This is a genomic window from Candidatus Njordibacter sp. Uisw_056, from assembly GCF_047730085.1.
GTDB lineage: Bacteria > Pseudomonadota > Gammaproteobacteria > Pseudomonadales > Balneatricaceae > Njordibacter.
Genome location: NZ_CP159830.1, coordinates 1,129,028 through 1,148,870 on the forward strand (window position 1 = coordinate 1,129,028; position 19,843 = coordinate 1,148,870).

Below are 19,843 nucleotides of genomic sequence, written 5' to 3' on the forward strand. Positions count from 1 at the left end.
GCTTGTGGTGCTTTTACGGGTTGATTTGACGATCGACCCATAAAGCGAGTTTGTGTTGCATGCTGGGTTGTGAGACCTGGTTGGCTGGCAATGGCTGGATTAGTTTATCGTGCACCAAAAGGCGGTAAATATACTCTATCTTATTGGCTGCAGAATCTGTGGCTTCAAACTGCGCAACACCGCGCTTACTGGCGTAAACTGTGCCTAATGTGATTGCTTTTTTCAGGAGTTCTTTTTCATTCTTAAGTTTTTTCATCATCCACTTCGCTTTAATAGGTTGAAAAAGTTGAAACGTCTGTATTATTTATTCACTGCGGCATTTAACCATTGCTCAAATTGTTGCTTGGGCAATGCGCCGTTGAGCTGATCTACGACCTTACCATTTTTAAATACCATTAAGGTAGGAATGCTGCGTATGTTGAATTGAGAACCTAACATTTTCTCTGCTTCAGTATCCACTTTTACAAAACGAAGTTCATTGACTTGAATTTGGGCTAGTTGTTCAAATACTGGTGCAAAACTAACACAGGGGCCACACCAGGGGGCCCAAAAGTCAACCACAACTGGCTTGTCTCCTTGAATAATTGCGTTGAAATTAGCGCTGGTGCCAACCACGGGTTTGCCAGAAAATAAAGCGTCTTTACAAGCACCACAAGAAGGGTTGTCTTTAACTCTTTCTGCAGCCAAGCGGTTATTTTTTTGACAATGAGGGCAGCGACTGGTGATGGTAGACATCGGCTTATACTCTTATGAATATTATGTAGTTCATGCTAATTTAATTTTGAATGCGTGCTATCGCAAAGTTTAGGCACAGGTTTACTCATATGTGCAATGGTAAGCGGTTTGGCGCACAACTTTAACGTCAAAGCTGCTGTGGGCTTCTACTTCAAACTGATCACCGTTGGTAAAGGTATTCCAGCTACTGGTGCCAGGTAACTTAATTTCAAGTTCGCCATCGATAATGGTCATGACCTCATACTGGCTAGTGCCAAAGGTAAATGTACCTATATCCATTACCCCCACTGTAGTCGCTAGGCTTTTGCCTTGGAAAGCGATAGATTTAACGTTATCATCAAAGTAAGAAGTAACTGAAAGCATTGGATTAATCTCTTATTATAAAATGGAAAAACCACATCTTGCCTTATTTAAAGCCTTAATCATAGACTAAATAACGACTATCCAGTGGGGTTTTCAAAACCTCTAAGCACATTGACAGTATTTGTGCCAATCTCTTCTACAGCATACCCGCCCTCCATAACAAACAAGGTTGGCAAACCCATTTCAGCGATAGTTTGACCCATATCTATAAAGTCATTACTTTTGAGTTTGAAAAAACTGATAGGGTCCTTCTCAAAGGTATCTACGCCTAAGGAAACGACTACAGCGTCTGCACCATAGCTAAGTATTTTGGTTATTGCCCTGCAAAGTGCTGCGCGCCATATTGAGTATGACGTACCCCGTGGAAGGGGAATGTTAAGGTTGAAGCCTTTACCAGGGCCTTCGCCTATTTCATCGGCAAATCCCAAAAAATAAGGAAAAGCGACCATAGGGTCACCATGAATAGAGCAAAATAACACATCATCGCGTTGATAAAAAATATCTTGGGTGCCATTTCCGTGATGAAAATCTACATCCAAAATAGCCACTTTATGAGCGCCATCATATCGCAGTTTTTGAGCTGCTATAGCCGCATTATTGATGAAACAGTAACCACCAAATTGGTCATTTGACGCATGGTGCCCTGGTGGGCGACAAAGAGCAAAGGCGCTATGTTCACCAAGATTCAATAATTCTGCAGCAGACAAGGCCACATTTGCAGAAACCCATGCTGCTTCTGCGGTACCTTCACTAATGCTAGTCTCCCCAGCTAAGCTGTAATAGCCTAATTGGCCTTCAATATGTCTAGGAATTCGTTGGCTAGGCATAGAGCGCGAAGGCCAAACATTAGGGATAGCCTCACCCTGATTACCTGCGTTTACCCAACGTTGCCATACGGTATCCAAAAAAGTAAGGTAATTTTTGTCATGAACGCTGTCTACCCAATGTCTAGACCACTGCGTTGGCATAACCACATCACCAAGCTGCGCTAACTTTATGGCATCTAAAACATAATTTGCGCGTTGCGGGCACTCAAATGGGGTGACTAATTGGCCACCAGTCAGCTCTGTTTTAGCATTGCGCAAAATGTGTTCAGGCGAATAAACAGTTTTCATAGACAGCCCCAGTAATAAACGTTTTAGATCAATAATATGTAGGTTTGGGTGAAAGGTAGCGTTGAATTAACAAAGCCATAGTGCCGAGTATTAAGCCCCAAAATGCGCTACCTATGCCCCACATAACGACACCAGAAGTGGTAGTAATCAAAGTAATTATGGCTGGAATACGTTCTGCTTCGTGCGCTAGTGCAGTGCTAAGACTACTGCTTATGGTGCCCAATAATGCTAAGCCGGCAATCGTAACTACCAACGACTAATGTCCATTATTTAAGCGAGTTTTAATTCATAGTGACGTTTTTCAAATTCAATGGTGTCACCCGCTACCATTTTACGGCTCTTACGTGTTTCAACATCACCGTTAACTTTAACCAAGCCTTCGCCAATTCTTTTTTTAGCTTCGCCACCACTGCCAACGATAGACTCAAACTTTAAGATCTTAAATAATTCAACAGGTTCAAAATTGATCGTAATAATGTGCATAAAATAGTCTTCTTTTAAATGGTTTGGTACCAGTTAGCACCCATGTTATCGGTGCTGGCTTGGAGTTTGTTTTTATTCACTAAATAATTCAAATGGGCTTGGGTTTCACCGACAGCCAGGGTAAGAACATCATCAGTAATAGGGCGGCGGAATAATTGGCTAAACAGATCTACATTGCGCTGAGGCTGCTGGCAGGCATCTAATAACTTAACAAGTGACTTTTCATGGCCATCAATGAGTCTTTGCAAGCGTTGATGGGCACCAAAAAATACCTGGCCGTGAGATGGCAATACTAGCACATCAGCGGGGATGCATTGTTGCAACATAGCACATGAATCAAGCCAATCTTTTAACGGGTTAGAGTGGGGCTCTGTAGGCCACACGCTAACATTGGAAGAAATAGAGGGCAGCAATTGGTCACCAGCAATAAAAACATTTAATGCTGGGCACATTAGGCAAACATGTTCTGGTGCATGGCCACGGCCTACGATAATGTTCCACTTCTGGCCAGCCATGCTGAGCGATTCACCATCTTGGATGCGCACATAGCTTTCAGGCATGGGGTAAATGCCTTTACCATAACCACCGAACTTGGCTTTGTAAGACGCCAGCTGTTCATTACTGACGCCAGCTCGTTGATAAAAACTGATAGCAGCTGTGGGTGCTGGCTTGCCCGTGTCAGACATCAATACACGACAGGCCATGTAGTCTGTGCGGGACATGTATAACTCTAAACCCCAAGTTTCGCAGATCCAACCGGCTAAACCAACATGGTCTGGGTGCAAATGTGTGACAACAAGTTGATGCACGGGCTTATTGTTAAGGTGGTTATCAAACACTTGCTGCCATAACTCCTTACAAGCGGAGGTGTTGATTCCTGTATCTACTATGGTCCAGCCAACATCGTCTTCCAATAACCACAAATTAATATGATTCAAAGAGAAAGGCAATGGCATCCGTAACCAATAAACACCCTTGGCAACAGCAAGAGGCTGGCCCATAGGAGGGGCCTCACTAATTGGGAACTGCAGAGCATTGGTAGAGGTCATTAGCGCTTGCCTTATTTAATGGGCACGAAAAATTTACTATTATACGGAGCTAATCCTAGATTATACAAAGGTTTTTACCAGTTATTGATATTGCAAAAATATAACTTAAACGTTGAATCAAGACGCCCCAGTCTTAGGATATACTGTGGCACTGAATGACTCACTCATGGCTACTATGACCCAAGAAACTCACCCGTTTTCAATATTAACCCCTAGCTACATCATGGATGCAGTTGAAAGCCAAGGCTATGTGTGTGATGGGCGAATATCGGCACTTAATAGTTACGAAAACCGTGTCTACCAAGTTGGCCTTGAAGATCAAGATGTGCCTGTAATTGCCAAATTCTATCGGCCAAAGCGGTGGTCTTCAGATCAAATATTAGAGGAGCATAGATTTAGTATTGCTCTAGCAGACTATGAGTTACCCGTAGTGCCACCTTTGGTCAATCCACAAGGTTTAAGTTTATTGCACTATGAAGATTTTCAATTCGCTTTGTTTGAGCGCAAAGGGGGCCATGGACCCGAATTAGATGACCTTGATAATCTCTACACCATGGGCAGATTATTAGGGCGTATACACGCCCTTGGTGCGGTAGAACCCTACCAGCATAGGCCTTCTATAAACCCTCAAACCTTTGGTCACGACAGTGTGGCTTTTGTCAGTGAGCACTTTATACCTAAATCTTTAAAAGCAGCATATGACAGTTTAACGGCAGACTTATTAAGTCGCATAGATACTGCTTTTTCGCAAACCGATAGTGTGAACTACATTCGCGTTCATGGAGACTGCCACGGTGGTAATTTGTTGTGGCGCGATGATGCTCCTAATATTGTTGATTTTGATGACTCACGGATGGCTCCGGCTGTTCAGGACATATGGATGTTGTTGTCAGGTGATCGTGACCGTCAGAGGGTTCAATTGTCTGAAATTGTCGAAGGTTACAATGAGTTCTATGACTTTAAGCCTCAAGAACTGGCGTTGATAGAACCGCTTCGAACCTTACGGATGCTGTATTACGCTGCATGGTTGGCCCGACGTTGGGAAGATCCAGCCTTTCCCCATAGTTTTCCATGGTTTAACACTGAGCGTTATTGGGGAGAGCATATTTTAGAATTAAGGGAACAGTTGTCGGCACTCAGTGAGCCAATGATGGAATTAATTTAATGTATGGTAATTGTGTAGTAGCATATTTGTCAGTACTAATTGCCCATTATTAAAATTTTAGCGGGAGTACCTAATGCACAAAAAACCCTTATCAGGTCTTACCGTAATAGAATTTGAAGGCATTGGACCATGTCCTTTGGCAGGCATGATGTTTGCTGATATGGGTGCAGATGTTATTGTTGTTGGGCGCAAAGTAAAGAACCTCAATGCGGCAAACTTTGCGCCAGAAAAAACTGCTGATGGCTTTTATCATCGTGGTAAACGCTCCATCCAACTAGACCTCAAACAAACTGAGGGAGTAGAGCTAGCTCTAGAATTAATTGCCCGCTCGGCGATTTTGATTGAAGGCTTTAGGCCAGGGGTCATGGAGAAGCTAGGGCTGGGACCAGAGGTTTGCGAAGCGCTTAACCCAAAACTAATCTATGGTCGTTTGACGGGCTGGGGGCAAACAGGGCCGTTAGCGCAATCGGCGGGTCATGATCCTAATTTTGTAGCGCTTACTGGTGCAATGCACGCTGGCGCAAGGCCTAATCAAAAGCCTACAGTGCCATTAACTTTAGTCGGAGATGTAGGCGGTGGCACCATGATGCTTTTATGGGGCGTGATGTGTGCATTTTGGCAAGCGCAAAGCTCTGGCAAAGGGCAGGTAATAGATGCTGCCATAACAGACGGCTGTGTTTATGCTTCTAGCCTACTATGGATGATTCATAATTCATCTCACTCTGCTGACCAAGTAGGTACTAGTTGGACCGATGGTGCTGCTCCGTGGAATGATAGTTATGTATGTTCAGATGGTCATTACATTAATATCTGTGCCTTAGAACCCAAGTTCTATGGCCTGTTATTGGCCCGTTTGGGTTTAACCCAAACGGGCTGTTTTGAACATCAGTGGCAGGAGCAAAGTTGGCCCCAGGCACGGGTTGCTTTAAGTCAAAAGTTTGCCAGTCAAACTCGACACTATTGGTGCGGCCAATTGGAAGGAACTGACGTGTGCTTTGCACCAGTACTTAATTTTACAGAAGCCACACAACACCCACATCATAGAGCCCGCAACAATTTTATTAAGCTAGATGGCGTCACCCAGCCCGCACCAGCACCAAAAATGGATCATAACCAAGGGTTACTCAACTCTGTGCCAAGGGCTGGCCAAGACACAGCCGATGTACTAGCCCAATTAGGCATATCACCCAAACGCATTGCCCAGTTGCGGCAAGATAAGGTAGTTTAGGCATGGCTTAGCGCACCATATCAATCCAATCAGCAATGACTCCAGCCGCTGCTAATAAACTGGGATCGCTTTGGGCGTTATCATAATTAAATTGATGATCTTCAACGTCCGTTACTGGGTCTAACTTTTGGCCAAGGCGTAATTGGTTAATACGGCTCAAATACCAATTTTGCTGGTCTTGCCAGTACTGCTGACGCTGACTCAAGTTAAGGCTAATTTGTTCTGGTCTATTACGTTGATGTTCAACAACGGCTAGGGTGTATTGCCAATCTGGGCTTTGTTGGTTGCGTTGCTCTTGCTGCGCCTGCAGCTGTGGAATAATTCGTTCAAATGCAAAGTACGTTTTGTGATCAACAGCCTTAACTTGATCCCACTGGAGAGCATGGTCTTGTGTGCTTTCACCGACTTTCGTTGGGTCATTCAAACTGGGCAAAGTGATGTCTGGGATCACACCTTTGTGTTGGGTACTCGCTCCAGAAACTCGATAAAATTTTGCTTGGGTGAACTTGATCTGGCCGCTAGTGAGATCACCAAATGTTTGCACCGTGCCTTTACCATAGGTCTGGCTGCCAACAATTAAAGCCCGTTTGTAATCTTGCATTGCTGCTGCAAAAATTTCTGAAGCAGAGGCACTGTAGCGATTAACTAGAACCACTAGGGGGCCGGTGTAGGCCAAAAATGGGTTACGGTCTATCTGTTTTTCGATCACTCCATTGGCATAGCGAACCTGAACTGTGGTGCCGGTCTCAATAAACAGCCCAGTGAGTTGATTCGCCTCTCGCAACGAACCACCACCATTGTTGCGCAAGTCAACAATAATGCCACTAACAGATTCCTCATTTAGCTCTTGGATAAGTTCATATACGTCCCGAGTAGAGCTACGATAGTTGGGGTCACCTTGCTTTGCAGCAGCAAAGTCCATATAAAAAGTTGGTAAGGTAATTATACCAAATTTGCGGGTGCCCTCCTTAGTCGGTAACTCAATCACTGACTTCTTAGCGGCTTGATCATCTAGCTCAACTTTGTTGCGGCGAATTTGAATCGTTTTTTTGGTTTGCTGCAAGTCGCCACCTGGAATAATCTGCAAATTAATAAGTGAGCCTTTTGGCCCTCTTATTTGGTCAACAACATCATCTAAGCGCCACCCTAGTATTTCCTGCATCGCTTCGCCATCTTGCGCTACACCAACGATGTAATCTGAGGCCTGCAAGTCGCCAGCTTTATCAGCTGGACCGCCAGCCACTAAACGAACTACCTTAGTGAACTCATCATCCCGCTGCAGCACAGCTCCAATGCCTTCCAAAGATAAGCTCATGTCGATATTAAAGTCTTCCACTTTGCGTGGCGAAAGGTATGAGGTGTGCGGGTCTGTAACTGTGGTAATACTGTTACTCACCGCTTCATAGGCGTCTCGAAGTTCCACTTGAACTACACGTTTGCGCATCGTGGTATAGCGCTTTAGCAACCGTTGCTTAATTTGATCAGCCGTTTCACTATCTAATTGGCCGTTTATAAACTCGTTTTTCAGTTGTTTGCGCCAAATGTCTCTAATAGCTGCCAAATTTTCTAAGCGAGGATCATCAAACGGTGTTGTGCTGATGTTTTCAAGCAGTTCAAAGTTAAACATAGGGCCTTCACTGGATAATAAGGTCAAGCTGTAGTCTATGAATGCTAGGCGTCTTTGTTGTAATAAATTGTACAGCTGGCCCATAGCAACCAAATCACCTTTTAATAAAAGGTCGTCAAGTTCACTATTAAGGTAATTAAATGGTGCTAAGTCAGCTTTGCTAAAGTAAATGTGTTGAGGGTCGAGAAGCGTTAAATACCTGGTAAACACATCAGTGGCAAACTGGTCGTTAACTTCCCTAGGGGAATAGTGCTGACGACCTAATAACTCAATAATTTCTTGGGCCAACAAACCCTGTTTCTCAGTGAACTTAATCTGCACTGGTGTTTCAGTTGGGCTAGTTTGTGCTATGGCAAACGGCACCACTATAAGGCTTACTAAAAATACCACCTTAGGGAAGGTTTGGCGCCAATAAGCAGCTGTGAAAGGGATGTACAAAGCAGTCAAAAAAGTATCAGGAGTCATAAATAGTATGAAGACCTTTAGTAAGCCAATGGGGTTTAACAACGAAATCTCATTGACCCTATACTAGCTTGATTTTAGTGAGCTTTTCAAACGTCTAGAGCGAATTGAAGCTAATTTAGCCAATGCTTTACAGAATCGTTACGTTTGCAGCCCAGAATGTGGCAATATTAGCCCTTTGTAACGAAGGAACAAGCAAAACCATGCCAAAACAAGCCTATCTCAGTGGACTGATGAGTTTTATTAGTGACTCACCAACACCCTTTCATGCTGTTGCTTCAATGGCCAGCCAATTAAGTGCTGCTGGTTATTACCAGCTCAAAGTGGCGAACACTTGGCATTTAAAAGCTGGAGGGCGTTATTTTATTACTCGTAATGATTCAACTATTGTGGCTTTTCAGTTACCTAAAGACAATGCTCTGCAGCGGCTACACATGGTGGGTGCTCATACAGATAGCCCGTGTTTAAAGGTAAAGCCTAACCCAGAAATAAGATGTAAAGGCTATCACCAGTTGGGTGTGGAGGTATATGGCGGGGCATTGTTACATCCATGGTTTGACCGCGATCTGTCTTTAGCTGGCAGAGTGGTTTGTCGTGATGCCAAGGGTTGCCTAGTGAGCCACCTGATAGATTTTAAGCGCCCAGTGGCATGTATTCCAAGTCTAGCCATACATTTAGACCGTGAGGCTAACAAAGGCCATACTGTGAACCCACAAACAGATCTGCCTGTGTTACTCGGACAGGCCTTGGGTGATGATTTTAATCTACGCTCACTGCTGGAGCACGAGTTAAACGCTAATGGGCAGTCTGTGGAGCAGGTGATTGATTATGAGTTAAGTTTCTATGACGTTCAGGCCCCAGCTTTAGTGGGACTAAAGCTGGAGTTTCTAGCAGCGGCAAGATTAGATAACTTATTAAGCTGTTACATAGGGTTAACAGCCATGCTAGATGCTGAAACTGATCAGGGTATGTTATTGATCTGTAATGATCATGAAGAGGTCGGCAGTCAGTCAGCCGAGGGGGCTCAGGGTAGTTTTTTAATGTCTGTGCTGCAGCGCATCTACCCAACGGCTGAACTACTGCATCAAGTGTTAGATGCATCCACTTTTATTTCGGCTGACAATGCACATGGGGTCCATCCCAACTTTACTAATAAACATGATGACCAGCACGGGCCTAAGTTAAATCAAGGGCCAGTAATTAAAGTCAACGCAAACCAGCGCTATGCTACGAATGCAGTGACTAGTGCAATGGTAAAAGAGCTGGCTGCCCAAATCGGATTGCCTATCCAAACCTTTGTGGTGCGCAGCGACATGAGCTGTGGCAGCACCATAGGGCCTATTACTGCGGCTCAGCTCGGTGTGCGCACATTAGACTTGGGAGTGCCCACGTTTGCAATGCACTCCATACGCGAGCTTGCTGGCAGTGCTGATGCACAAATCACCCATAATTTACTAACAAGGTTCTTTGAGACACAACTAATTCTCTAGATGTTATTTACTGGTGCCTAATTAAAAAAGCCCGGCTGTTACCAAGCTCTGCAGCCTGAGCTAAATCGTTAAGTTGGTTTTCAGCAAGGGAGCCAAACCAACTAATAACAGTGTGGCAAGTGCCACTCTTTAACGCTTGCTTGGCTAGGCTCATGGTGTCGTGGTGGGAATCAGGTTTTAATAAGATGATTTTATCCAAGTCAAACCCAGCAGCCCTTAGTTGGGCTTTAGGCAATAACCTAGGCGGTGCAACCCAAGCTAACCAACGTTGGTCATGGCTGAGTTGTGCAAGTAATGGTAGCAATGTCTGCACATTGTTCCAGGCCTCACCGCGCATAATGATTTCTGTGATGCTACTAAGATCTTGTGCAGGTGTATGTTCTTCTTGAGCCCAGAGATCTAGCTGATGTTCTGCTAAAATTCCCTCGATGTTAGTCTCAGTTTTTTGCTGCTGTTGTCGCATCATTTTGGCTCTCCTTCTGGTTTAGTTACCACGGCGTATGACACCGACACTTAATCCTTCAATGCTTAAGTGTTGGTGCGTAAGGTCTACTTCTATGGGTGAAAAATCTGGATTTTCTGCAATCAGTTGCACGTGGTTACCATTGCGTTGAAAACGTTTAACAGTAACCTCATCGTTTAGGCGTGCCACTACAACTTGTCCATTTCTGGCTTGATCTGTTTTATGCACGGCTAATAAATCGCCATCATAAATACCGATGTCTTTCATCGACATTCCACTCACTTTAAGTAAGTAGTCTGCCTTCGGATAAAATAGATTTTCTGGAATTGCGCAATAGTCGCTGATGTGTTCTTGCGCTAGCAGTGGGCTACCAGCGGCTACCATGCCAATAATGGGCAGTCCAAGGTCTACTTCATGCATATCGGGCACTCGTATACCTCGAGAAGCACCCGGAATGATCTCAATTGCACCTTTACGGGCTAGGGCTTTTATATGTTCTTCTGCAGCATTAGGTGACTTGAAACCCAGTTCTTTAGCAATTTCTGCCCGAGTCGGTGGGTAACCTGTATCATTAATGTAGTTGCGAATACAGTCGAGTACTTGATCTTGGCGTGGGGTCAACTTAATCATATTACGTCCTCTAACACATACTAGATATGCTGGTTGTTTGTACAGTTACTGTATATAATACCAGTAATATTGACGCTGGCAAGTTTTATTTTCCCTAGCGGTTTTTCTGTCAGCTTTTAAGGCTAAAATGGTGTACCCTGATGACCGATTATTCGATGCTAACAAAGAGCTTCTTCCGTGTCTGATTCTGTTTCTGTAAAACAAGATATACAACAACTTTACCGTCAGCTTATTAAGCAGCTAGACCTGAAACCTCGATGGGGTCAAAAACAAATGATAGCGACTGTGGCTAATCATTTTTTGGCAATCGATATGGATGCTGATGGCCATCGCCGAGATGATAATCCGGTGTGCTTGGTAGAAGCGGGTACAGGTACGGGAAAAACCCTAGCCTATATGGTGGCCTGTCTGCCTATAGCTAAAGCTTTAGACAAAAAATTAGTTATTTCAACAGCAACTATCGCCCTACAAGAACAAATTGTACAAAAAGATCTGCCGGCCCTTAAAAAACATGGTGGTTATGATTTTGATTTTCAATTAGCAAAAGGCCGGCGAAGATACCTGTGTGTATCTAGGTTAGACCAAGCCTTATCACAAAATGCCGCTATTGACCCAACCCAGGCGCTGTTTGAGGATGAGTTAGCCCTAAAGCTAGATGCGCAACAACAAACTTTGTATAAAGATATGGTAGTGCAACTTGGCAGTAATCAATGGGATGGCGACCGTGATGCCTGGAAAGACTCCTTGGCAGAGGATCATTGGCGGCCAATTACGACAGATCACAAAGGTTGCACTAACCGCCGTTGTAGCCATTTTAGTCAGTGCCCATTTTTTAAAGCTAGAGATGGTTTAGAACAGTCTGATTGCATTGTTACTAATCATGACTTGGTTTTAGCAGATCTAGCTTTAGGAGGGGGTGCTATTTTGCCAGCACCAGAAGACACTATTTATATCTTTGATGAAGGTCATCATTTAGCGGATAAAACCCTAAAACAGTTCACCCATCAGCAAGGTATTCGCCAACTTAGTCGCTGGTACGGGCAAACGCGCTCGGGCTTAAAAAAGTTTTTAAAAGAATGGCAGGGGGGTGGTAAAGGTGCTCAACTCAGTGGGCAGGTAAAGGACCATCTGCAAGGGCTTGAGCAGCAACTCATTAGCGTTGAGCAATTCTTAGACCAGTCGGCATTTAGGCCCCAGGATGGTTACCAGCAGCAAGAAAATTATCGTTTTTCACAAGGCATAGTGCCAACCGAGCTAGTACAAATTAGTCATGATATGGGCCTCAGTAGTGCCCGCTTAGCAAGAGACTTAGGCGCCTTACACGCGTTGATGGACGATGTCGTTAAAGGTGATCAAAACGGTTTGCCTAAAGACCAAGCGGAGAACTACCTTGCAGCCTTTGGGGTATTACAACAAAACGCTGAGCAACAGCTAAGTTTATGGCAAGCCTATGCTAAAGTTGACCAAGAGGGTGAAGTGCCCATGGCACGGTGGCTACAGTATTGGCAAACACCAGAGCGTGTGGATTTAGAGATGTCAGCAAGTCCTATAATGGCGGCTGAACTGCTGCAAAAAAACTTATGGCAACGATGTTATGGAGCCTTGTTAACATCCGCTACCCTCACTGCTTTGGGCCGCTTTGACCGCATTATAACCCATGCTGGTTTAAACCCTAGTAGCACGATGCTGGCTGTTGCCAGCCCCTTTGATTTCTCTAAATCACAGATCTGTGTCCCCAAAGAGGCGATTGAGCCAGGGCCAGAGGGCGTGTTTGTGGATCATTTGATTGTAGGGCTTAAAGCTCAGTTAAATCAGGCTGAAGCCAGCTTAGTGTTGTTTACTTCACGGCGTGTAATGCAGTTGGTTTTTGAGGGTATGGACGGTCTATGGCAGGATTTAATTTTGCAGCAAGGTGAATCTTCTAAGCAACGTCTATTGGACCAACACAAACAACGTATCGATGAAGGAGAGGGCAGTATTTTGTTTGGCCTGGCCAGTTTTGCTGAAGGTATCGATCTACCTGGCAATTACCTAACTCACGTAGTAATAACACGGCTACCATTTACGGTGCCAGACCGCCCCGTGCCATCAGCTCTTGCTGAGTGGATCGAGAAGTCTGGTGGTAATAGTTTTGCTGAACTATCGGTGCCAGAAGCAAGTGTTAGGCTAGTGCAAGCCACAGGTCGTTTGCTGCGCAAAGAAGAAGATAAAGGCCGCATTACTATTTTGGACAAACGTATCTTAAGTAAACGCTATGGCCAACAGCTTTTGCAGGCGTTACCGCCTTATCATCGGCAGTTTAGTTAATGAACGATTAAGGCTAATTAAAGGTGTTTTGTGTAATGGTCTCAAACTCTCTATACTGCCTCGTTGAAGTTTATCTTAACGAGGCATGCTCGCCTCTCAATGGAAAATCACCTTGAAATCAAATGATTCAAAAGCCTCTGGTTTAAACTGGTCGCTGGACGATTTTATCGTCCCACAGGAGGAGGGCAAAACCCGCTTTCATGATTTAGATTTGCCCGACCAAGTGATGCAGGGTATTGCGGCGTTGGGATATGAATACTGTAGCCCAATACAGGCATTAACCTTGCCTGAATCTCTGGCTGGAAAAGATATTACCGGGAAAGCACAGACTGGCTCAGGAAAAACAGCTGCATTTTTACTCAGTATTATTACTGACTTTTTAGATTTTCCCATAGAAGGTCCTCGTCGATTAGGTACTCCAAGAGCGCTTATTGTTGCTCCCACCCGAGAGTTGGTAATGCAAATAGCCAGTGACGCTGAGGACCTTACACGTTTTTGCGATGTCAACGTTCAGCAACTTGTTGGTGGCATGGATTTTGAAGTACAGCAAAAGCAACTACAAAAGCAGCATACTGACATCATGGTGGCTACACCGGGTCGGTTGTTAGATTTTTGTCGCCGAGGGCATGTCAATCTGCGTGAAGTGGAAGTGATCGTCTTGGATGAAGCTGATCGGATGTTGAGTATGGGCTTTATCCCAGATGTGCGGGCTATTATTCGTCAAACACCAAAAAAAGAAGATCGCCAAACTTTGTTATTTAGTGCTACTTTTAGCGAACAGATATTACGCTTGGCAGAACAATGGACTTTTGAGCCTGTGCATGTGGAAATTGAGTCTGACGACCTAGCTTCTGCCACTGTAGAGCAGCGTTTCTTTTCTGTAGCCCGCGCTGATAAATATAAAGTGTTGCTAAATTGCTTAAAAACAATGGGCGTAGAGCGTGCGATTGTATTTGCTAACCGGCGTCATATTACCCGTGATTTAGCTGAAAAGTTGCAAAAAGACGGCATTAAAAGTGCCCTTTTGTCGGGTGAAGTTGCGCAAGTCAAACGGGTTAAAACCCTAGAGCGCTTCCGCAGTGGCGATACACCTATTTTAGTCGCTACGGATGTAGCAGGCCGAGGCATCCATGTGGATGGTGTAACTCATGTTTTTAACTATGATCTGCCAGAAGAAATAGAAGACTATGTGCACCGTATAGGACGCACTGGCCGAGCAGGAGCTTCTGGGATTTCAATTAGCTTTGCCTCAGAAGATGATGCCTTCATAATGCCTGACCTAGAACAGATGCTGGGAAAACGTTTAGACTGCGAACCGACACCTAGCGAACTGTTAGTTTAATAGGTGTCGCAATGAACTTTAAACCCGCAGTTGCAGTCATTGGTGGCGGCAGCTTTGGCACTGTATTAGCCAACATTGTCGCTCACAATGGATTTCCTGTTAGGCTGTGGCTACGTGACGAAATGTTGGCCCAAGAAATGCGTAATACACGGATTAACTCTCGCTATGTGCCCGGGCTAGAATTACACCAGAACCTCGAAATAATGACTGATCTTAGTGCCTGTATTAGTGATGCAGACACCGTTTTATTTTCCGTGCCCAGTAAAGCCTTTAGAGGGGTTTTGGAGCAAGCTAAAGGCTTTATAAACCCACAGCAATACCTAGTTACGACAGCAAAGGGTATTGAGCCTGATACTTTTTTATTAATGAGTCAGGTGCTTGAAGTCTATTTTCCTAACAACCCTGTGGGTGTGATCAGTGGCCCGAACTTAGCAAAAGAAGTGGCTGCTAAACAGTTAACGGGTACTGTGATTGCTAGTGATCATGAAGGGCTGCGTCGTCAAGTGCAGGACATATTACAGTGCCACTTCTTTCGAGTGTATGCGAGCAATGATCGCTATGGCACAGAGTTGGGTGGTGCACTCAAAAATATCTATGCCATTGCTGCCGGCCTGAGTGCAGCTTTGGGTATGGGTGAAAATACCCGTAGCATGTTATTAACCCGCAGTTTAGCTGAAATGAGCCGCCTAGCAGTGCATATGGGCGCTAATCCAATGACATTTTTGGGTCTAGCTGGGGTTGGGGACCTAATCGTTACCTGTATGTCTCCCTTGAGTAGAAATTACCGGGTAGGTTATGCGTTAGGCCAAGGAAAAGGTTTAGACCAGGCTGTAGCCGAGCTAGGAGAGGTGGCTGAAGGTGTAAATACCCTTGCCTTGGTGAAGGAAAAAGCTGATCAATTACAGGTGAATATGCCCTTAGTTGATGGCCTTTATGCGTTGGTTTATGAGGGTGAAGATGCCTCTACTGTAGCGAAAGCACTAATGGATCGTGATCAAAATTCAGATGTTGAGTTTGTACTAAAACGCAGTTAATCACTTGAAATGTGTCTGAATTGACCCTATGTTAAGTACATGGAAGTTAAAGGAGCAAATACTATGCAAGCATTAAAAAATAACCTGAAATCAGAAGCTTTTTGGCTTCGCCTAGTCTTTATGTTGTTAACCTTGGTGTTGGTAAAAATTGCAGCGTATATATTAGTGCTGTTAGTTGTTGCTCAGTTTTTTTATCGTCTTTTTAATGAATCTAGCCAGCATACGATACTTGAATTTAGTAATAGCACAGGGCGTTTCATCCTTCAAAGCTACCGGTTTTTGTCTTACCAAACTGAAAGCAAGCCTTTTCCATTTAATGACTGGCCGGAGGCAAAGGATTTACCACAGGCCCAGGACTAATGAAACTGCTCCTAATGCGCCATGGTGAGGCCAGCTTCAATGCTCCCTCTGACGCTCAAAGGCGGCTTACCCAAAGGGGCAGCGATTCAGTCATACAGCAAAGCCAACAGCAAACCATACCTTGGCATGAATATACTAGCCTGTGGGTTAGCCCTTATATGAGGGCACAACAGACGGCATCTTTGTTGTTACAGAACTATGCTTATAAAAAGCACCTATTAAATCTACAAACACTGGACTGTATCACTCCTCACGGAGAGATCGATCAAGTGCAAAGTTTCTTGCTGCAACAACATCATGAAGGCATTGTTCTGATCACTCACCAGCCATTAGTTAGTGGTTTGATTGGCCATTTTTGCCATGGGAATCATCACATGGGAGAGCCTATGCGGCCAGCTTCTATAGCCTTGCTGGAAGGTGAGGTTGCGGCTGCAGGGTGTCTTCGATTGACCAATTTATTCCATCCATAAAGGTAATTAATATGGCTATATTTTCTCGTTTAACAAGCAATGCCAGCATCTTCATAAGTTGCTTTTGTGTGTCTTTAATCGCTCAAGCAGAGGTGAATTTGGATGTGACTCAAAACAGTTTTTTGATTCATCAGACACAGATAAATGCACCATACTACACGCTACCCACTAGCGCGATGCGCAAGGTTAATGGCGTAATTGGAGCTGAATATAACTTGTCTTTGGCTGGCCAGCTTAGTAGTTACACCTGGGAAATGATGCCAGGGTTAAGCGCTAAAATGGTTCATGAAAAAGCTTTAGCGCAACTCAAAACAACTAATGTAGAAGTGCTGTATCAATGCCACGGACGCTCTTGTGGGTCTAGTAACCAATGGGCAAATCAGGTGTTTCATCAATCACGTCTCTACGGCCTAGATAGTCAGCAGTCTTATGCTGCTCTAAAGCAAGACACTTTAAAGGGGCAGAACTACTATGCACTTTACAGCACTGAGCGGGGCAACAAAAAAGTTTATTTACACCTAGAAATGATTAAGGGATCGGTGTTTTAACGCAAAACAAATAAAAGGTCCAATATGGATAAGAAATCCAATTTAGATTCATTTTCTGACTTCATTGCTGCGGGTAGTGCAACGACACACGAGGCGCTAGCGCTATTTGACAGCCTCAATTCTGTCAATATTGACTTTATGCTTGGGAACTGGAAAGGGGCAAGCTTTCCCACTGGCCACTTGCTCGACGGGGTGTTGGAAGTTTACCATTGGTACGGGAAGACATTTGAAAGTGCTGAGCATGTGCATCCTTTGGTGTTCACCAACAGGCGCGGTAGCAAAGTAAGTGTGAACCCTGCCTTGATCCCTTTGAGTGCGCTTGATGTTATGCCTATTTTGAAGGCACCTTTTTTGGGACGCCTAATGCAGTACTTTATACCCTTGTTCACAACCCAACGCTCTCGGGCCCGACTGAGAATGACCAGCTATCGTGGCAAAGTTACTGCAACTATGATCTATGATCATAAACCGATCAACGACGTATTTCGTCAGGTTGATAGTAATACCGTCCTTGGAATTATGGATCGCAAAGGGATGGAGCAACCTTTCTTTTTTGTGTTGCAAAATGAAAGATCACGACACTATAGCGAGTGATAGTAAGTGTTATTATTTGAAACGTGTTTTCACACTTCCTCTTTAAATGATTAAAAGCTAAGCTAATGGCTGAACTTATCGTGAAATTTAAGTAATAAGTTGTTTGGTATAAGTCTAATGCAGTATGGCCAGATTTAATTTGAGTGAGCTATAAATTAAACCCGTTGTCTCCATTGATACACCAACTAATCTAAGGATGTCTAAATTATACATTGGCTTACCAATGTAACACTTCATAGGATAATAAACATGCCTACAGTTGCACTAGTTTTGGGTAGTGGTGGCGCCAGAGGCAACGCCCATATTGGCGTAATTCAAATATTAGAAGAACAGGGCTTTGATATTATTAGTGTGTCTGGATGTTCTATGGGTGCTGTAGTGGGAGGCATGTATGCAGCGGGTAAGTTGCCTGCTTTTACTGAGTGGGTGTCAGGCTTATCAAGGTTTGATGTGTTCCGTTTAGTTGATATGTCTTTGCTGTCCATGGGAGCAATCCGTGGCGAAAAAGCCTACGCTATCCTTGAAGAATTTGTAGGAGACCAGCTGATTGAAGACCTGCCCATACCCTATACTGCTGTGGCTACAGACTTAGTTAAGCAGCAGGAGGTGTGGTTTCAGTCTGGTCATATAATGGATGCAATAAGAGCGAGTGTTGCAGTGCCTGGGATGATTATGCCGGTCACAGAAAAAGGTCGCTTCTTGGTAGATGGAGGGTTACTTAATCCTGTGCCCATTATGCCTGTAGTGCCAGATCAAGCTGATTTAATTATTTCAGTTAATTTAAATACTAACGTAGAAAACTTTCGACCTGGGCAGAAGTCAATATTAAATAGTGCAAAATACGGCGACGACTCGATATTATCTGGCGTAAACGCCTCAAAAAGTCAGCGCAGCCATTTGCATTGGAATAAGATGGAAATGCTAAACCAGTGTTTTGAAACCATGCAGGCGACCATGGCGAAATACAAAATGGCAGGCTATGAACCAGACATTGAGATCAATATAGATCGCAACGCCTGCAATTTCTTTGAACTCTATCGAGCCAAAGAAATGATAGAGATTGGTCGACATGCAGCACTTGAGGCACTGCATGGTAATAAAAAGTTAATTAAGACTTAATTAATGTCAAAAACTCTGCACGAGTGCGTGCATCTTCGCGCAACTTCCCCAGCAGAACAGAGGTTTTCATACTTGCATTTTGTTTCTGCACTCCGCGCATCATCATACACATGTGTTGTGCTTCAATGACCACACCAACTCCCTTAGCCTGAGTAACTTCCATAATAGTATCGGCAATTTGTTTAGTCATATTTTCTTGAATCTGTAAACGACGAGCAAACATATCTACAATACGAGCTACTTTTGACAGACCTAGCACTTTACCTGAAGGCAAATAAGCCACATGACACTTGCCAATAAACGGTAAAAGGTGATGCTCGCACAAAGAGTACAGCTCTATGTCCTTAACAATCACCATCTCTTCATTGTCTGATGGAAATAGTGCACCGTTAATGACTTCGTCAACATTTTTATCGTAGCCATTATTGAGGAATTTAAAGGCTTTAGCTGCCCGCTTAGGCGTGTCCTTTAAACCTGGACGATTTAAATCTTCACCAATACTGGTAAGGATGTTTTCGTATGCTTTTTCCATAGACCTTCTCGTTGCTATTGTTGTTGTTGCCCTCATTACCAGTAGGATAGTAAAACAGAGAGACCAAATTTTACGCGCACAATACGTGAAGCGATGGCTAAGGTAAAGGCTTGAAGGCCATATTACCCTCTTTTTGCAGCCTTTTTAAGTAATACATACAGTGCGCCGGTGCCACCATCTTTTGGTAGGGCAGAAGTGAACGCTAAAACGGCATCAAGTTGCTGCAACCAGTGGTTTACATGGGACTTAATTAAGGCTTGTCCTGCGCCTCTAATTTCACCATTTTCGTCTCGATAACCTGCCCCAGCTTTTCCGTGCACTATAAGCAAACAACGGTCTCCTTCAGTCTGACCATGTTTAACCGCGTTCCATACTGAGTCCCGCGCTGTCTCTATACGATAACCATGTAAATCAAGAGTAAGGGTTGGACGCATGTGGCCATTACTGAGCCTGCGCAGGCTACCGCCATCTAGCCCCACGCGTGAGTAGGTAATGCTTTGTTCTGACTCTAACATTTCAAACCCTTGCTCCCCAAGTGCTGCTTTTTCTTGAACAAGCTCAATTGCAGCAGCTCTGCGTGTAGCAGAACTTAAAATGTCAGCGCCTTTAAACGCAGGTGTGGTCTGACGTCCAGTTTTTTTTAACGGAGACGCTGCGCCAAATGCTGACCCAAAATCTAGTTCTGTTAATGGGTTTTGCGGGTCTTGGTCTGAAGTTGAGTTCATGG

At 44.2% G+C, this 19,843-nt stretch carries 23 protein-coding genes; 11 read left to right on the forward strand and 12 right to left on the reverse strand.

The window, feature by feature from the left end; translation table 11 throughout:
• Positions 1-13: 13 nt before the first annotated feature.
• From ABXT60_RS05530 to ABXT60_RS05560, 7 genes are all read right to left on the reverse strand, one after another.
• Positions 14-256 carry a DUF5062 family protein gene (locus tag ABXT60_RS05530; RefSeq protein ID WP_046483424.1) on the reverse strand — a complete coding sequence of 81 codons (243 nt, stop codon included), beginning with the start codon at positions 254-256 and terminating at the stop codon, positions 14-16.
• 44 nt (positions 257-300) lie between these two features.
• Positions 301-735 (reverse strand): thioredoxin TrxC, encoded by a 435-nt coding sequence (trxC, locus tag ABXT60_RS05535; protein ID WP_443631747.1) that lies wholly within the window; start codon positions 733-735, stop codon positions 301-303.
• 81 nt (positions 736-816) lie between these two features.
• Complete coding sequence (gene ppnP / locus ABXT60_RS05540) at positions 817-1,098, reverse strand: pyrimidine/purine nucleoside phosphorylase (protein WP_443631748.1); 282 nt, start codon at positions 1,096-1,098, stop codon at positions 817-819.
• 77 nt (positions 1,099-1,175) lie between these two features.
• Positions 1,176-2,213: a histone deacetylase family protein gene (locus tag ABXT60_RS05545; protein ID WP_443631749.1), complete on the reverse strand. Its 1,038-nt coding sequence runs from the start codon at positions 2,211-2,213 to the stop codon at positions 1,176-1,178.
• A 28-nt stretch (positions 2,214-2,241) separates the two neighbouring features.
• A complete protein-coding gene (locus tag ABXT60_RS05550; protein WP_443631750.1) occupies positions 2,242-2,466 on the reverse strand; it encodes a benzoate/H(+) symporter BenE family transporter in 225 nt (74 codons plus the stop codon).
• A gap of 17 nt (positions 2,467-2,483) precedes the next feature.
• Complete coding sequence (locus tag ABXT60_RS05555; RefSeq protein WP_046482989.1) at positions 2,484-2,696, reverse strand: RNA-binding S4 domain-containing protein; 213 nt, start codon at positions 2,694-2,696, stop codon at positions 2,484-2,486.
• Between the two features lie 14 nt (positions 2,697-2,710).
• Positions 2,711-3,745, reverse strand: a complete 1,035-nt coding sequence (locus ABXT60_RS05560; RefSeq protein WP_443631751.1) for an MBL fold metallo-hydrolase — start codon at positions 3,743-3,745, stop codon at positions 2,711-2,713.
• A gap of 166 nt (positions 3,746-3,911) precedes the next feature.
• Here ABXT60_RS05560 and ABXT60_RS05565 point away from each other — a divergent pair, with 166 nt between their 5' ends.
• Positions 3,912-4,910, forward strand: coding sequence for a serine/threonine protein kinase (locus tag ABXT60_RS05565; RefSeq protein ID WP_443632069.1), 999 nt, complete (start codon positions 3,912-3,914; stop codon positions 4,908-4,910).
• A gap of 73 nt (positions 4,911-4,983) precedes the next feature.
• Positions 4,984-6,138, forward strand: coding sequence for a CaiB/BaiF CoA transferase family protein (locus tag ABXT60_RS05570; protein WP_443631752.1), 1,155 nt, complete (start codon positions 4,984-4,986; stop codon positions 6,136-6,138).
• A gap of 7 nt (positions 6,139-6,145) precedes the next feature.
• Here the strand turns inward: ABXT60_RS05570 and ABXT60_RS05575 are convergent, their stop codons facing one another.
• Positions 6,146-8,230: a carboxy terminal-processing peptidase gene (locus ABXT60_RS05575; protein ID WP_443631753.1), complete on the reverse strand. Its 2,085-nt coding sequence runs from the start codon at positions 8,228-8,230 to the stop codon at positions 6,146-6,148.
• A gap of 200 nt (positions 8,231-8,430) precedes the next feature.
• On the opposite strand from ABXT60_RS05575, the gene ABXT60_RS05580 reads away from it, so the two are divergent.
• Positions 8,431-9,717: a M18 family aminopeptidase gene (locus tag ABXT60_RS05580; RefSeq protein ID WP_443631754.1), complete on the forward strand. Its 1,287-nt coding sequence runs from the start codon at positions 8,431-8,433 to the stop codon at positions 9,715-9,717.
• A gap of 7 nt (positions 9,718-9,724) precedes the next feature.
• On the opposite strand, the gene ABXT60_RS05585 is transcribed toward ABXT60_RS05580, so the two are convergent.
• A complete protein-coding gene (locus ABXT60_RS05585; RefSeq protein WP_443631755.1) occupies positions 9,725-10,183 on the reverse strand; it encodes a cell division inhibitor SulA in 459 nt (152 codons plus the stop codon).
• Positions 10,184-10,201: 18 nt separating this feature from the next.
• Complete coding sequence (gene lexA / locus ABXT60_RS05590) at positions 10,202-10,810, reverse strand: transcriptional repressor LexA (RefSeq protein WP_443631756.1); 609 nt, start codon at positions 10,808-10,810, stop codon at positions 10,202-10,204.
• Between the two features lie 177 nt (positions 10,811-10,987).
• On the opposite strand from lexA, the gene dinG reads away from it, so the two are divergent.
• From dinG to ABXT60_RS05630, 8 genes are all read left to right on the forward strand, one after another.
• Positions 10,988-13,117: an ATP-dependent DNA helicase DinG gene (gene dinG, locus ABXT60_RS05595; protein WP_443631757.1), complete on the forward strand. Its 2,130-nt coding sequence runs from the start codon at positions 10,988-10,990 to the stop codon at positions 13,115-13,117.
• Positions 13,118-13,229: 112 nt separating this feature from the next.
• Positions 13,230-14,459 carry a DEAD/DEAH box helicase gene (locus ABXT60_RS05600; protein ID WP_443631758.1) on the forward strand — a complete coding sequence of 410 codons (1,230 nt, stop codon included), beginning with the start codon at positions 13,230-13,232 and terminating at the stop codon, positions 14,457-14,459.
• 11 nt (positions 14,460-14,470) lie between these two features.
• Entirely contained in the window at positions 14,471-15,493 is a 1,023-nt protein-coding gene (locus ABXT60_RS05605) for an NAD(P)H-dependent glycerol-3-phosphate dehydrogenase (protein WP_443631759.1), read from the forward strand.
• Between the two features lie 63 nt (positions 15,494-15,556).
• The gene (locus ABXT60_RS05610; protein WP_443631760.1) at positions 15,557-15,853 is read left to right on the forward strand and encodes a DUF4389 domain-containing protein; all 297 of its coding nucleotides are present in this window, start codon (positions 15,557-15,559) and stop codon (positions 15,851-15,853) included.
• Entirely contained in the window at positions 15,853-16,323 is a 471-nt protein-coding gene (gene sixA / locus ABXT60_RS05615) for a phosphohistidine phosphatase SixA (RefSeq protein WP_443631761.1), read from the forward strand. Before ABXT60_RS05610 ends, sixA begins: the two co-directional genes overlap by 1 nt.
• Positions 16,324-16,334: 11 nt before the next feature.
• A complete protein-coding gene (locus tag ABXT60_RS05620) occupies positions 16,335-16,871 on the forward strand; it encodes a DUF4892 domain-containing protein (protein ID WP_443631762.1) in 537 nt (178 codons plus the stop codon).
• Positions 16,872-16,895: 24 nt separating this feature from the next.
• Positions 16,896-17,465 (forward strand): DUF4334 domain-containing protein, encoded by a 570-nt coding sequence (locus tag ABXT60_RS05625; protein WP_443631763.1) that lies wholly within the window; start codon positions 16,896-16,898, stop codon positions 17,463-17,465.
• Positions 17,466-17,714: 249 nt separating this feature from the next.
• On the forward strand, positions 17,715-18,584 hold the full coding sequence (locus tag ABXT60_RS05630; RefSeq protein WP_443631764.1) for a patatin-like phospholipase family protein: 870 nt from the start codon (positions 17,715-17,717) through the stop codon (positions 18,582-18,584).
• Here ABXT60_RS05630 and folE read toward each other — a convergent pair.
• Both folE and ABXT60_RS05640 read right to left on the reverse strand, forming a co-directional pair.
• Positions 18,574-19,116 (reverse strand): GTP cyclohydrolase I FolE, encoded by a 543-nt coding sequence (gene folE, locus ABXT60_RS05635; protein ID WP_443631765.1) that lies wholly within the window; start codon positions 19,114-19,116, stop codon positions 18,574-18,576. The genes ABXT60_RS05630 and folE overlap by 11 nt on opposite strands.
• A gap of 122 nt (positions 19,117-19,238) precedes the next feature.
• Entirely contained in the window at positions 19,239-19,841 is a 603-nt protein-coding gene (locus ABXT60_RS05640; RefSeq protein WP_443631766.1) for a Smr/MutS family protein, read from the reverse strand.
• Positions 19,842-19,843 lie beyond the last annotated feature (2 nt).